The 13,596-nt window shown below is 69.3% G+C and carries 13 protein-coding genes; 7 read left to right on the top strand and 6 right to left on the bottom strand.

From position 1 onward, the window contains the following. The first annotated feature begins 5 nt into the window (after nt 1-5). Together ASF87_RS05100 and speB are read left to right on the top strand one after the other, a co-directional pair. Complete coding sequence (locus ASF87_RS05100) at nt 6-1,631, top strand: thiamine pyrophosphate-binding protein (RefSeq protein ID WP_056374668.1); 1,626 nt, start codon at nt 6-8, stop codon at nt 1,629-1,631. 2 nt (nt 1,632-1,633) lie between these two features. Beyond that, the gene (speB, locus tag ASF87_RS05095; RefSeq protein ID WP_056374666.1) at nt 1,634-2,584 is read left to right on the top strand and encodes an agmatinase; all 951 of its coding nucleotides are present in this window, start codon (nt 1,634-1,636) and stop codon (nt 2,582-2,584) included. 50 nt (nt 2,585-2,634) lie between these two features. On the opposite strand, the gene ASF87_RS05090 is transcribed toward speB, so the two are convergent. Further along, entirely contained in the window at nt 2,635-3,513 is an 879-nt protein-coding gene (locus ASF87_RS05090; RefSeq protein ID WP_056376344.1) for a serine protein kinase RIO, read from the bottom strand. Between the two features lie 276 nt (nt 3,514-3,789). On the opposite strand from ASF87_RS05090, the gene ASF87_RS05085 reads away from it, so the two are divergent. Then, nucleotides 3,790-4,995 (top strand): MFS transporter, encoded by a 1,206-nt coding sequence (locus tag ASF87_RS05085; RefSeq protein ID WP_056374664.1) that lies wholly within the window; start codon nt 3,790-3,792, stop codon nt 4,993-4,995. Between the two features lie 18 nt (nt 4,996-5,013). On the opposite strand, the gene ASF87_RS05080 is transcribed toward ASF87_RS05085, so the two are convergent. Continuing rightward, on the bottom strand, nt 5,014-5,931 hold the full coding sequence (locus ASF87_RS05080) for a helix-turn-helix transcriptional regulator (RefSeq protein ID WP_056374662.1): 918 nt from the start codon (nt 5,929-5,931) through the stop codon (nt 5,014-5,016). Nucleotides 5,932-6,001: 70 nt separating this feature from the next. Here ASF87_RS05080 and ASF87_RS05075 point away from each other — a divergent pair, with 70 nt between their 5' ends. Further along, nucleotides 6,002-6,463: a DUF3817 domain-containing protein gene (locus ASF87_RS05075; protein ID WP_056374660.1), complete on the top strand. Its 462-nt coding sequence runs from the start codon at nt 6,002-6,004 to the stop codon at nt 6,461-6,463. 42 nt (nt 6,464-6,505) lie between these two features. On the opposite strand, the gene ASF87_RS05070 is transcribed toward ASF87_RS05075, so the two are convergent. From ASF87_RS05070 to ASF87_RS05055, 4 genes are all read right to left on the bottom strand, one after another. Beyond that, nucleotides 6,506-7,192: a hypothetical protein gene (locus tag ASF87_RS05070; RefSeq protein WP_056374658.1), complete on the bottom strand. Its 687-nt coding sequence runs from the start codon at nt 7,190-7,192 to the stop codon at nt 6,506-6,508. A 34-nt stretch (nt 7,193-7,226) separates the two neighbouring features. Continuing rightward, on the bottom strand, nt 7,227-8,228 hold the full coding sequence (locus tag ASF87_RS05065; RefSeq protein WP_056376343.1) for an NAD(P)/FAD-dependent oxidoreductase: 1,002 nt from the start codon (nt 8,226-8,228) through the stop codon (nt 7,227-7,229). Between the two features lie 141 nt (nt 8,229-8,369). Next, nucleotides 8,370-9,110 carry a uroporphyrinogen-III C-methyltransferase gene (gene cobA / locus ASF87_RS05060; RefSeq protein ID WP_056374655.1) on the bottom strand — a complete coding sequence of 247 codons (741 nt, stop codon included), beginning with the start codon at nt 9,108-9,110 and terminating at the stop codon, nt 8,370-8,372. Then, nucleotides 9,107-9,844, bottom strand: coding sequence for a sirohydrochlorin chelatase (locus ASF87_RS05055; protein WP_056374653.1), 738 nt, complete (start codon nt 9,842-9,844; stop codon nt 9,107-9,109). The genes cobA and ASF87_RS05055 overlap by 4 nt, the downstream gene beginning before the upstream one ends. Nucleotides 9,845-10,073: 229 nt before the next feature. On the opposite strand from ASF87_RS05055, the gene dnaK reads away from it, so the two are divergent. The 3 genes from dnaK to ASF87_RS05040 are packed head-to-tail and all read left to right on the top strand — an operon-like array spanning nt 10,074 to nt 13,571. Then, on the top strand, nt 10,074-11,936 hold the full coding sequence (gene dnaK / locus ASF87_RS05050) for a molecular chaperone DnaK (RefSeq protein WP_042536840.1): 1,863 nt from the start codon (nt 10,074-10,076) through the stop codon (nt 11,934-11,936). Nucleotides 11,937-11,938: 2 nt separating this feature from the next. Beyond that, nucleotides 11,939-12,574, top strand: coding sequence for a nucleotide exchange factor GrpE (locus ASF87_RS05045; protein WP_042536839.1), 636 nt, complete (start codon nt 11,939-11,941; stop codon nt 12,572-12,574). 7 nt (nt 12,575-12,581) lie between these two features. Beyond that, nucleotides 12,582-13,571, top strand: coding sequence for a DnaJ C-terminal domain-containing protein (locus ASF87_RS05040; protein ID WP_056374651.1), 990 nt, complete (start codon nt 12,582-12,584; stop codon nt 13,569-13,571). Nucleotides 13,572-13,596: the final 25 nt, after the last annotated feature.

Here is a 13,596-nt window from a genome sequence, read left to right as displayed (position 1 = left end):
CCACCATGACAGACGACCGCTGCGCCGATACCGCCGACCGCTACGCCGATACCGCCGGTCGCGCGGTGCTCGAGACCATCCGCGCCTACGGCGTCGATGCGATCTTCGGCATCCCGGGCACGCACAACCTCGAGCTGTACCGCCCGCTCGCGGATCTCGGCATCCGCGCGGTGACGAACAGGCACGAGCAGGGCTCGGGCTACGGCGCCGACGGCTGGGCGCAGCAGACAGGTCTTCCCGGTGTCGTCATCACGACCTCCGGACCCGGCCTGCAGAACGCGATGAGCGCGATCGGCACGGCGTTCTGCGAGTCGCGGCCGCTGATCGTGCTGTCTCCCGGGGTGCCGCTGGGCGCCGAGTTCGCCGATGTCGGCACCCTGCACGAGACGAAGGATGCCACGGCCATGGTCGGGGCGATCGCCGAGTGGTCGCGCCGAGTGTCCAGCGCCGCCGAGGCTGTCGATGCGGTGCACGACGCCTTCACGCTCTTCCAGACCGGCCGCCCCCGCCCCGTGCACATCGAGATCCCCCTCGACGTGCTCGAGGCCCCGGCCGATGTCCCCGCGGAGGCGCGCCACCCCAGGGCGATGCCTCCGCGGGTGTCGGGTGACCCGTCAGCTCTCGCCGATGCCGCACGTCTGCTGCAGGGTGCGCAGCGGCCGGTCATCGTCGCGGGTGGCGGGTCGGTCGATGCCGCGCACGAGGTCACCGCACTCGCTGAACGCCTCGGGGCCCCGGTGCTCACCACGCTCAACGGCAAGGGTGTCGTCGACGAGCGGCATCCGCTGTCGCTCGGCTCGAACCTGCGTCTCGCTGCGGCCCGCGAGGTGGCCGAGGACGCCGACGTGGTGCTCGTCATCGGATCGAAGCTCGGTGAGGCCGAACTCTGGGCTCCGCGGTTGGAGGCGTGCGGCGCCGTCGTGCGCATCGACATCTCGCCTCTGCAGCGGAACAAGAATCTCGACGCGACCGTGGGGATCGTCGGTGACGCCGCCGCGGTGAGCGCCGCCCTGCTCGCGCTGCTGCCCGGCGAGGGCAGGGCCGCTCGAGACCTGACCATCGAGCGCGCCGCGATCGAGGCCGAGATGCGCGACACCGCCCCCGAGGCGGTCGCGCTGGCCGAGCTCATCGCCGACGCTCTCCCCGATGACGCGATCGTCGCCGGCGACTCCTCGCAGATCGTCTACATGGCGCTCGGCAGCGTGCTGCGCTCGCAGCATCCGCACTCCCTGCTCTACACGCCCACCTATGCGACCCTCGGCTACGGCCTTCCCGCCGCGATCGGCGCCAGGGTGGCGCAGACCGAGCATCCCGTCGTCACCGTGATCGGAGACGGTGCGCTGATGTTCTGCGTCAACGAGCTCGTGACGGCCGTCGAACAGCGGCTCGACGTCACCATCGTGTGCGTCGACAACGGCGGCTACGCCGAGATCCGCCAGAACGAGGTCGACCGAGGCATGACCCCCATCGGCGTCGACCTGGTGCAGCCCGACTGGGCGGCGCTGGCGACCGCCTTCGGCGCCACCGGGCGTCGGGTCGACGACCGAGACGACATCGTGCCGAGCATCCGCGACGCCATCGCCGCCGGCGGAGTGCAGCTCGTGCACATCCCCACGCAGAGACAGGACTGATCATGACCGAGAACGTGGGCCCCATCGACGCCTCCGTGAACCCCCGGTACTCCGGGATCGCGACCTTCGCCCGCCTGCCGAGGATCGAAGACGTGCCCCGCGCCGACATCGCGGTCGTGGGCATCCCCTTCGACTCCGGCGTGAGCTATCGCCCCGGCACGCGCTTCGGCCCGTCGCACGTGCGCGAGTCCTCGCGGCTCCTGCGTCCGTACAACCCCGCTCAGGACGTGTCGCCGTTCGCGGTCGCACAGGTGGTGGATGCCGGTGACATCCCGGTCAACCCGTTCGACCTCACCGAGGCGGTGACCGAGGTCGAACGCGCCGCGCTCGCGCTCGGCGAGCAGGTGCAGCGCATCGTCACGATCGGCGGCGACCACACGGTCGCGCTGCCGCTGCTGCGGGCGGTGGCGGCGAAGCACGGCCCGGTCGCCGTGCTGCACTTCGACGCCCACCTCGACACCTGGGACACCTACTTCGGCGCCCCGATCACACACGGCACGCCGTTCCGCCGCGCGAGCGAGGAGGGGCTGATCGACCTCACCTCGAGCTGCCACGTCGGCACGCGCGGGCCCTTGTACTCGAAGCAGGACCTCGAAGACGACGAGCGCCTCGGATTCTCGATCGTGTCGAGCGAGTACATCGAGGAGCACGGCGTCGAGGCCGGCATCCAGCGCATCCTGCAGCGCGTCGGAGACAGGCCGCTGTACGTGTCGATCGACATCGACGTGCTCGATCCCGCGCACGCACCGGGCACCGGAACACCCGAGGCCGGGGGCCTCACGAGCCGCGAGCTGCTGCGCATCCTCCGTGCCCTCGGAGACTGCGACATCGTGGGCGCCGATGTCGTCGAGGTGTCGCCCGCGTACGACCACGCGCAGATCACCGGCATCGCGGCGAGCCACGTCGTGTACGAGCTGGTGTCGCTGCTCGCCGCCCGCATCGGCCGCAGCTGACTCGGCCGCAGCTGACTCGGTTGCGACTGACTCGGTCGCGACGACACCCCTCACGCATACGACGCCGCGAGCATCTCGGCGAAGAGCTCTTCGGCGTCGCGTTCGACGCGGCGGCGGGTGAACCAGTCGCAGATGTTGACGCAGTCGCGGTGCAGCAGGTCGAGGCCCTGGGGGTTGGCGATGATGTCGACGATCTGCGGCAGGTCGATCACCCGCACGCGCCCCTCGTGCACCAGCAGGTTGTAAGCCGAGAGGTCGCCGTGGGCGAAGCCCGCCGCGGCGAAGATGCGCATGAGGTCGACGATCTGGTCGTAGAGGCCGGCGAGCTCGGCCCGGTCGCTGCGCACGGCCGCCAACCGGGGCGCCGCGACTCCTGACGCGTCGCCGATGAACTCCATCAGCAGCTCGGTGCCGTTGACCTGCACGGGGTAGGGCACCGGCGCTCCGAGCTCCCACATGCGGCACAGCGCGTCGAACTCGGCGAACGACCATTGCAGGGCGGCGACGGCTCGTCCGTGTTCGGACTTCTTCGCGAGGGCTCGGGTGTCGCGGGTGTTCCTCGTGCTGCGGCCCTCGGTGTAGACGCCCGAGCGGTGGAAGCTGCTGTGATCGGAGTCGCGGTAGCGCTTGGCCGCGAGCAGGGTGCGCTGGGTCGGATCATCCGGCACCGCGCGCTCGAGCAGGAACACGTCGGCCTCCTTGCCGGTCTTGAGGATGCCGAGCTCGGTGTCGAGTGCGCCGGCGCTCGTCACGACCCACTCGGGCCAGGGGAGCGGCCCGCGCTCCGACGGGGTGATCGCCGGCCAGGTGGTCCAGCGCTGGTGCTCACCGGGTTCGACGTCGGCGAAGGTGGGGACGGAATCGAAAGGGGATGCGTCGAAGAAGGAGGAAGAAGAGGATGCTTCGGAAGAAGCGAAGAGATCAGACACGATGTGGCTCCGAGAGAGGGAGGCCACGCGCGGATCAGGAGCGAGGGGCCTCGAGAGGAAGGATGTCGGCGACGGGCACGACAGAGACGGTGTTCATGTCATCCACTCCTCTCGCTCTGGCCTTCCGGGAGAACCCGGTGCGTCGTCGAGCCTAGGGGGCGCGGGCGGATGCTGTCCAGACCCGGATCTCCCGGTCTCATCGCAGTCCGGACGAATGGTCGGATGCCCTGGACGCCGCGTCGGGCGACCGGCCTCCGCGCCTGGGAGTGTTGAACCATGACCACGACCGCGCCCGTACCCGTGACGACCGCCCGCACCGAGAGCATCCGCTACGGCGGACTCATCGTGCTGATGCTGATGGGGTTCCTTCTCGTCACGGCCGAATTCCTGCCCAACGGCGTGCTCACCGAGATGGCCGACGCCCTCGGCGTCACACCAGGGCAGGCGGGGCAGACGGTCACGGTCACCGCGCTCGTCGGTCTGATCGTGGCGCCGACGGTGGGGCTGATCTTCCCCCGTCTCGACCGGCGCTCGCTGCTCGTCTGGATGGCGCTCGCCGCAGCCGCGTCGAACCTCATCGTCGCGATCGCGCCCAACCTGATCATCGTGCTGCTCGCGCGGTTCCTGCTGGGTGCGGCGATCAGCGCCTTCTGGGCGATGTCGATCACGGTCGCCGTGCGCCTGGCAGGACCGGCGCACCTCGGGCGAGGCGTCATGTTCACCTCCGCGGGCGTGTCGCTCGCGACGGTCGCGGGCGTGCCCCTCGGCGTGATGCTCAGCGAGATCGTCGACTGGCAGACCGTGTTCGCGATCGCGGGCGTCCTCATGGTGCTGCTCGCCGTGGCGCTGCGGTTCATGCTCCCGTCGGTCCCGGCCGAGCAGGGCGCCAGCATCCGGCTTCTCGTCGACACGCTGCGTCGTCCCGGCATCGGGCTCGGCATGGTCGGGCACGTGCTCGTCGTGCTCGGTCACTTCCTCGCCTACACGTACGTGCGACTCGCGCTCGAACGCATCCCCGAGATCGAGCCGTCGACGATCATCCTGCTTCTCGCCCTCTTCGGGCTCGGGGGCCTCGCCGGCAACCTCGGACTCGGGTTCTTCATCGACCGCACCTTCGGCTTCTTCGCGGTGTTCGCCCCGCTGGTGATCGCTGCATCGGTGCTGTCGATGATCTTCCTGTCGGGGTCGGTCCTCGGCATCGGCATCGTCGTGCTGGTCTGGGGCTTCTTCTTCTCGTCGTGGCTGCTCGTGATCAACACGTGGGTGGGGCACCGCTCGCCCGACCGTCTCGAGGCGGGCGGAAGCCTCGTGGTCGTCGGATTCCAGGGCGCGATCACGATCGCCGCCGGAGTCGGCGGACTGCTCGTCGACACCCTCGACGTCGAGTTCGTCTACGTGCTCGGGGCTGCGTCCCTGCTGGTCGGCGCCGTGCTCTTCGGAATGTCGAACCGCAGGAGCGTCGCGGCGGCGAAGCGCGCCTGAGCGGCGGGCAGGGCCGGCTCAGGCAGGGACGGCGGTGAGCTGCGTCGCCCGCCAGACCGACGGAGTCATCCCCGTGCGGCGGCGGAACGCCCGGCTGAAGCCCTCGTCGGAGGCGTAGCCCAGTTCGCGCGACGTCTCGCTGACCGAGCGGCCCTCGCTCAGCATCCGCTTCGCCGCGTCGACGCGCACCTCGGTGACGTAGTCGGCGGGCGAGCGGCCGATCGCGCTGCGGAATCGCTCGGCGAACACCGAGCGCGACATCGCGCCGACGCTCGCGAGGCGCTCGACCGTCCAGTCGCGGCCTGGCTGCTCATGGATCGCCTCGACGACGCGGTCGAGGAACGGATCGTTCGACACGGAGGGCCAGCCGGCCGGCGCGCAGCCGTTGGCGGCCCACGCGCGGATCACCGAGAGCAGCACGGTCTGCGCCATCATCCGGCAGATCACCGGGTCGCCCTGGCGTGACGGGCAGGTCGCTGGATCGGTGGGGCCCATGCTTCCGGCGAGTGCGGCAGCAGCGGGTTCCAGAGCGGCGAACGACATGACGGTGATCGGATCGGGAAGGAGCGCGGCGATCATCGCGGCGCTGTCGGAGAATTCGAGGTCGACGACGACGAGGTCGGTCGCCCCGTCGGCTTCGAGGGCGATGGACGCACGGCCGAGCGTGAGGAACGCATCTCCGGCGACCAGGTTCGCGTGCAGCGGGCGATCGTCCACCGCGACGATCTGCGCTGCGGGGTCGACGTCCAGGCGGCATCCGGTGGTCAGCGGAGGATGCCCGTGCACCGAGCCCGAGGCGATGTAGACGAGGGTGGCCGAACCCGAGGGGATCGGCAGGAGCCCGCCGGTGGCGAGGGCGACGCGTCGGGCGATGCCGACGCGGAGGTCGACGGAGTCGAGCACGTGCCCGAGGGCTGCGGAGTCGACGGTCACCATGCCTTCCGCAACACCCGGGGGCGCATAGCTATTCCGGATACGCTGGACGGACCCCCACCCGAGGAGTCCCGTGTTCCGCACACCCGACCGCCTGTTCCGAGTTCTCGCGATCGCGGAGGCGATCACCTGGACCATCCTGATCTTGGCGATCATCGCCCGTGCCGCAGGTGCGCCGGGAATCGTCGTCACCATCGGCGGAGGCATCCACGGGTTCGTGTTCCTCGCCTACGCGGCGACCGCCGTGCTCGTCGCGCTCAACCAGCGCTGGCACCTCGGTGTCGCGATCCTGGCCGTGGCGAGCGCCATCGTCCCCTACGCGACGATCCCGATGGAGATCTGGCTGCACCGCACCGGCCGCCTGGCCGGCGAGTGGCGACTCGAGCAGACGCAGGACCCGCGCGATGCGCGCTGGTACGACCGGCTCATGCGCTGGTTCCTTCGCCGCCCGTGGGTTCTGGCGATCCTCCTCGCCGTCGGCATCGTCGCGCTGTACGTGATCCTGCTGCTCGTGGGCCCGCCGGGCGGCAAGTGATCTCCGCCCGACCTCAGCAGAGCGGATGCCGGGCGGCCGGCGTCACTGGATGACGACGGCGTTCTCGTCGATGACCTCGGCCATCGTGGCCTGCATGTCGCCGCCGGTGCAGTCGACGATCACATAGAGTCCGACACCGGTCGCGGTGAAGGCCCGTGCGGCCATCGCCCATCGGCGTTCACCCTCTTCGCCCACGACCTGGCGGTTCTCGACGTCGGCGTTGCCGCCGACCTGATAGCTGAACGACCCCGTCGTCGCGAGCGGGGTGATCGCGGCGGCGTCCGCTTCGCCGAGGATGACGGCGAGCATGGCATCCGAGCTGACGCTGTCGTCGCCGGCCACGGTCGGCACATCGGGGATCAGGCCCTGCCAGAACTGGGCCGTGCAGGTGTCGTCGACCGTGCCGTACGTCCAGCCTCCGTTGCCGTCGTCCGGCTTGACGATCTTCCAGCCGTCGTCGGCGATGAGCCCGTCGCCCCACTGGATGTACCCCTCCGAAGGGATGTCGGCACCGTCTGCGAAGGTCATGGTCGATGGCAGGTCGCCTGAGGGCTCGTCAGCGGGCTGCTCGGACGGGATCGCGGTCGGGGAGGGCTCTGGCCCGTCGCCATCCGGCACGTTCACGGGGATCTGCGCATACAGGCAGCCGCTGAGCGGCAGCGCGGCCAGCGCGATCACCGAGAGGGCGGCGAGGCGGACGAGCTGCGGGGCCTGCGAGATGCGCGTCATGCCGGTCAGCCTAGTCGCCGGTATGCCGGCTGATTCAGTGCGCCGTGGCGATGCCGACCGCATCGTGCACCATGACCGACGCGACCCTCGCGCCCGCCCCGGCTGCGACGATCAGCTGCTGGGGGCCGGGGATCGCCGCGTCACCGGCGGCATAGAGCCCCGGGATGTCGGTGCGGCCCGACCGATCGGTGACGAGGTGCCCGTCGTGGTCGATGGCGGGGGCGAACCCGTGCAGGAATGACACATCGGTCTGCCACTCGGGTCGCACGAAACCGCCCTCGACCGCGACGACGGTGCCGTCTGTCAGCCGGATCGCCTCGATGCGCCCGCGGTCTCCGACGAGCTCGGCGATCGGATGCCGCAGCACAGCGACCCCCGTGGAGGCGAGCTCGGCCTCCTCCGCGGCCGTGACCGTGTCTGCGCCGAGGGTGAAGACGGTGAGGCTCTCGGTCCATCGCGAGATGAGACGGGCGCGGTCGGCGAGGTCGGGCGTCTCTCCGATGAGGGCGAGTCGTCGCCCGCGCAGCTCCCACGCGTCGCATGCCGCGCAGCTGAACAGGCTGATGCCGTAGAAGCCGCGCAGGTTCGGAACGTCGGGAAGGGTCTCGCGCAGGCCCGTCGCGAGCAGCACGTTCCGAGCGGTCACCACGTCGGTCGGGTCCTTGCGGCCGACGGATGCCGTGAAACCGGCATCCGTTCCCGAGTCTGTTCCCGAACCTGTTCCCGAACCTGTTCCCGCATCCGTCCCGGCATCCGCCGTGGGTGCCGATCTGCGGAGTTCGAGCACCCTGACGCGCGTGCGCACCTCGATGTTCGGGTACGCGGCGAGCTCGTCGCGGGCCATGCGGCGCAGCTCGTGCGGGGCCACTCCGTCACGGGTGAGGAAGCCGTGCGAGTTCAGCGTGGCGGCGTTGCGCGGGCGGTCGGCGTCGACCACCAGCACGCGCATGAGCGAACGGCCCAGGTTGAGGGCGGCGGAGAGTCCTGCGGGACCACCGCCGATCACGAGCACGTCGTAGGTGTCCGTGTCAGTCATTCGCGCTCCCGGGAGAAGAGCGGTGACCGCCGTGTGACCGGGCGCGGATGCGCCGACCATGGCGGCGCCGCCGACGGACGCGCTCATCGGGCGAGAATCGGTCCGCTGACGACAGTCTGCCACCTCTTGACTGAGGGTGGCCTAACTCGGGCTGATCCCGGCGTGCGGGCTGAGCGCGACCACGTCACCGACCACGACGACCGCGGGGGATCGCACCTGTCGAACCGCGGAGAGGTGCGCGATCGTTCCGAGGGTGCCGACCGTGACCCGCTGTCGGGCGCCGAACCCGTCTTCGATGATGGCCACCGGGCAGTCGGCGCCGCGCGACCCGGCGGCGAGCACATGCGCGGAATGCCCGAGCGTGTTCACGCCCATCAGCAGCACGACGGTGTGGTCGCGGCCGCCCCCGAGCGCCTCGATCTGGTCATGGGCGCTGGCCACGGTGAACGTCTCAGCGATGCCGCGCTGGGTCAGGGGGATCCCGGCGAGGCCCGGCACCGCCACTGCGCTCGTGACGCCCGGGATGACCTCGACCGCGATGCCGGCGGCTTCGACGAACAGCTGCTCCTCGCGCCCTCGTCCGAAGACGAAGGGGTCGCCGCCCTTGAGCCGCACCACACGACGGCCCTGCTGGGCCAGCGAGACAAGCAGCTCGTTGATGCCGTCCTGCGGCACCGGGTGATGACCGGGGCGCTTGCCGACGTCGATGACCTCGGCGTCGAGCTGCACTCCTTCGTCGGCGAGCTGTGCGAGCACGGCGCGGGCTCCGAGGCGGTCAGCCACGATCACATCGGCCTGCTGCAGGGCGCGCAGCCCCCGCAGGGTCAGCAGGCCGGCATCGCCGGGTCCTGCTCCGACCAGGGTGACCGTGCCGAGGGTCATGACTGTGCGGGCTCGGGGGTCAGTGCGGCTTGCAACTGCGCCGAGGCCTCCTCATATCGCGCGACGATCAGATCGATCAGCGGCTGTGGCACGGTCGTGCCGTCGAGCAGGGGAGCGGTGACGCGTCGGCCCGGCGCCTGCCTCAGGGCGAGGTCGAAGAAGAAGCCGCGGGCGAGCAGGTATGTCGAGACGACCGCGTCGGGGTGCTCGCGCAGCGCGTGGGGCAGGTCGGGCTCGCGCGCCGCGAGGTACGCGAGCTCGACTCTTCTGCCGAGCCGCAGCGAGAGAAGGGACGCCGTGGCTTCGGCATCCGTGAGCGACGCGGGGTCTCTGGACCCGGCCACCGCGAGGACCACAGGTCCGTCGGTCTCTGGAGATGTCTCTGCGGATGTCTCCGCGGATGTCTCGGCCAGACGTTCCGCGAGCACTTCGGCGAGGCGGGGGTCCGGGCCCATCGGGGCGCTGACCACGGCATCCGCCTTGTTCGCGGCCATGCCGTGCAGGTCGTGATGCACGTGGAAGCCGCGCGAGAGCAGCAGCGGCACGATCACGACGGGCCCGTCGATCGTCGGCAGCAGATCGGCGGCATCGGGCTGCTGCACGTCGACGAAGGCGCTGCGCACCTCGACCTCGGGCATCGCTGCGGCCACGGCGCCCACCAGGTCGGCGATGGCGCGGGCTCCCTCGGCATCCGAGGTGCCGTGCGACACGGCGAGGAGGATGGGGCGGCTCATGCAGGGACTCTAGGTGAGCCGTGTGACGGCGGTGTTTCGGGAACCTCGCCTCGACGCAGGTGCGGATGTGCGGGGTCGAGGCGTCCGATTCAAAAGTTGAGCCGGTTCGTATCAACTTTATTTGACAGCGTCCGGAGGTCGGAGTACAGTTGAGCCATCGCGACTCAGGTTTCCCTGATCGCCCCGGATTTCCAGACCCACATCAACCTCAGCAACTAAGGAGAATCACATGGCACGTGCTGTTGGAATCGACCTCGGTACGACGAACTCCGTCGTCAGCGTCCTCGAGGGTGGCGAGCCGAAGGTCATCGCCAATGCCGAGGGCTTCCGCACCACCCCCTCGGTCGTCGCATTCACGAAGGACGGCGAGGTGCTCGTCGGCGAGACCGCGAAGCGCCAGGCCGTCACGAACGTCGACCGCACCATCGCATCCGTCAAGCGTCACATGGGCACCGACTGGACGTTCGACGTCGACGGCAAGAAGTGGACGCCGCAGGAGATCTCCGCGCGCATCCTCCAGAAGCTCAAGCGCGACGCCGAGTCCTACCTGGGTGACACGGTGACGGATGCCGTCATCACGGTCCCCGCGTACTTCAACGACGCCGAGCGTCAGGCGACCAAGGAGGCCGGTGAGATCGCGGGCCTCAACGTCCTGCGCATCATCAACGAGCCCACCGCCGCAGCTCTGGCCTACGGACTCGACAAGGGCAAGGAAGACGAGCTCATCCTGGTCTTCGACCTCGGTGGCGGAACGTTCGACGTCTCCCTGCTCGAGGTGGGCAAGGACGACGACTTCTCGACCATTCAGGTGCGCTCCACCGCGGGTGACAACCGCCTCGGCGGTGACGACTGGGACCAGCGCCTCGTCGACCACCTGATCAAGCAGTTCAAGGAGACCACCGGCGTCGACGTCTCGGGTGACAAGATCGCCCTGCAGCGTCTCAAGGAGGCTGCGGAGCAGGCCAAGAAGGAGCTCTCCTCCTCGACCAGCACCAGCATCAACCTCCCGTACCTGTCGCTGACCGAGTCGGGTCCGGTGTCGCTGAGCGAGACCATCACCCGCGCGAAGTTCGAGGACCTGACGAAGGACCTGCTCGACCGCACCAAGAAGCCGTTCGAGGACGTCATCCGCGAAGCCGGCATCAAGGTCGCCGACATCGACCACATCGTGCTCGTGGGTGGATCGACCCGCATGCCCGCCGTCGCCGAGCTCGTCAAGCGCGAGACCGGCAAGGAGGCCAACAAGGGCGTCAACCCCGATGAGGTCGTCGCCGTGGGCGCCGCCCTCCAGGCCGGTGTCCTCAAGGGCGAGCGCAAGGACGTTCTGCTCATCGACGTCACCCCCCTCAGCCTCGGCATCGAGACCAAGGGCGGCATGATGACCAAGCTCATCGAGCGCAACACGGCCATCCCGACCAAGCGCAGCGAGACCTTCACCACGGCAGACGACAACCAGCCGTCCGTCGCGATCCAGGTCTTCCAGGGCGAGCGCGACTTCACCCGCGACAACAAGCCGCTGGGCACGTTCGAGCTCACCGGAATCGCCCCGGCTCCCCGTGGCATCCCGCAGATCGAGGTCACGTTCGACATCGACGCCAACGGCATCGTGCACGTGTCCGCCAAGGACAAGGGCACGGGCACCGAGAAGTCGATCGTCATCTCCGGCGGCTCGTCGCTGTCGAAGGAGGACATCGAGCGCATGGTGCGCGAGGCCGAGGAGCACGCGGCTGAGGACAAGGCTCGCCGCGAGGCCGCCGAGGTCCGCAACCAGGCCGAGACGCTCGCGTACTCGATCGAGAAGCTGATCACCGAGAACGACGACAAGCTGCCCGAGGACGTGAAGACCGAGGTCAAGGCCGACGTCGACGCTCTCAAGACGGCTCTGGCCGGCGAAGACGACGAGGCCGTGAAGACCGCGTTCGACAAGCTGAACCAGTCGCAGGGCAAGATCGGCGAGGCCATCTACGCACAGTCCCAGGCAGAGGGCGCCCCGAGCGCCGACGCCGCGGGCGAGGCTCCGGCCGATGACAGCTCCTCCGACGAGGACGTCATCGACGCCGAGGTCGTCGACGACGAGGACGAGAAGAAGTAATCATGACTGACAAGAACTTCGACGACAATCAGGTTCCTGAGCCCGCCGAAGGTCACAGCGAGGGGTCGGATGCTCAGGCATCCGGCCCCGCGCCGCACAACCCGGACTCTGATGAGGCCCGGGCTGCGGAGGGCTCTGACGACGCGGACTTCACGATCGACGACATCCTGAACGCCGACCAGACGGCTGAGGCCGCTGCGGGGGATGCCGCGATCGCCGATGCCGAGAACGCGCTGCTGAACGACCTCAAGCGGCTCCAGGCCGAGTACGCCAACTACCGCCGACGCACCGAAGAGCAGCGTCAGGTCGAGATCGAGCGCGCGAAGGGCGAGGCCGCCAAGGGCCTCATCCCCGTGCTCGACGACCTCGATCGCGCCGCTCAGCACGGTGATCTGGTCGAAGGCACGCCCTTCGCCGTGATCGCCGGCAAGGTGCGCACGGTCGTCGAGCGTCTCGGTGTCGTCTCGTACGGTGAGAAGGGTGAGGAATTCGACCCGCAGCGCCACGAGGCGATCTTCCAGCAGCCCACCCCGGGCGCCGACAAGACCACGGTGCTCGAGGTCGTCGAGGTGGGTTACCGCCTCGGTGACGTCGAGCTGCGTCCCGCGAAGGTCGTCGTCGCCGTACCCGCAGAGTAGGTGATCGATGGCTAGCCAGGACTGGTTCGACAAGGACTTCTACAAGATCCTCGGGGTCTCGAAGGACGTCAGCGACGCTGATCTCAAGAAGACCTACCGCAAGCTCGCTCGCAAGTACCACCCCGACTCCAATCAGGGTGACGAGAAGGCCGAGGCGAAGTTCAAAGAGATCAGCGAGGCGTACTCGGTGCTCTCGGATCCCGAGCAGCGCAAGGAGTACGACGAGATCCGCGCCATGGGCTCGGGCGCACGCTTCACGGCGGGCGGTGCGGGCGCAGGCGGCTTCGAAGACGTCTTCAGCCGGTTCGGGCAGCAGGGGCGCGGGCAGCAGCAGTCCGCCGACTTCGAGGACATCTTCGCGATGTTCAATCAGGGTCAGGGCGGCGCGTTCGGCTCCGGTCGATTCGGCCAGACCTCCGGCGGATACCGCGGCTTCGGCGGCCCCCAGAAGGGCGCCGATGTCACGGCGCGCACCACGCTCGACTTCGCCACCGCCGTGCAGGGTGAGACCATCAGCCTGCAGGGGGACGACGGCAAGCCGTTCAAGGTGAAGATCCCCGCCGGTGTCGCCGACGGGCAGAAGATCAGACTCCGCGGGCGTGGTCGTCCCTCGCCCGATGGCGGGGAGAACGGCGACGTCGTGGTGCAGATCGCGGTGCGACCGCATCCGGTGTTCACCCGCGAGGGGCTGAACCTGCGCGTGGTCGTGCCGGTGACCTTCACCGAGGCGGCACTCGGCGCGACGATCGAGGTTCCGACGCTCAGCGGCGACACGGTCAAGCTCCGTGTCGCACCCGGCACGCCGTCCGGACGCGTCCTGCGCGTCAAGGGTCGCGGCGTCGCCACCTCGAAGGGCACGGGCGACCTGCTCGCCGAGCTGCAGATCGCAGTGCCGTCTCACCTCGACGAGGCTGCTCGGGAGGCTCTGGAGAAGTTCCAGTCGCTGGAGCCGGCGGAGAACCCGCGTGCCGACCTCATGGCGAAGGCACGGCGCTAGAAGATCATGACGAACGCGAACACCG

This window comes from Microbacterium sp. Leaf161, from assembly GCF_001423645.1.
Lineage (GTDB): Bacteria > Actinomycetota > Actinomycetes > Actinomycetales > Microbacteriaceae > Microbacterium > Microbacterium forte.
This window is presented reverse-complemented; position numbering and strand designations above follow the sequence as displayed.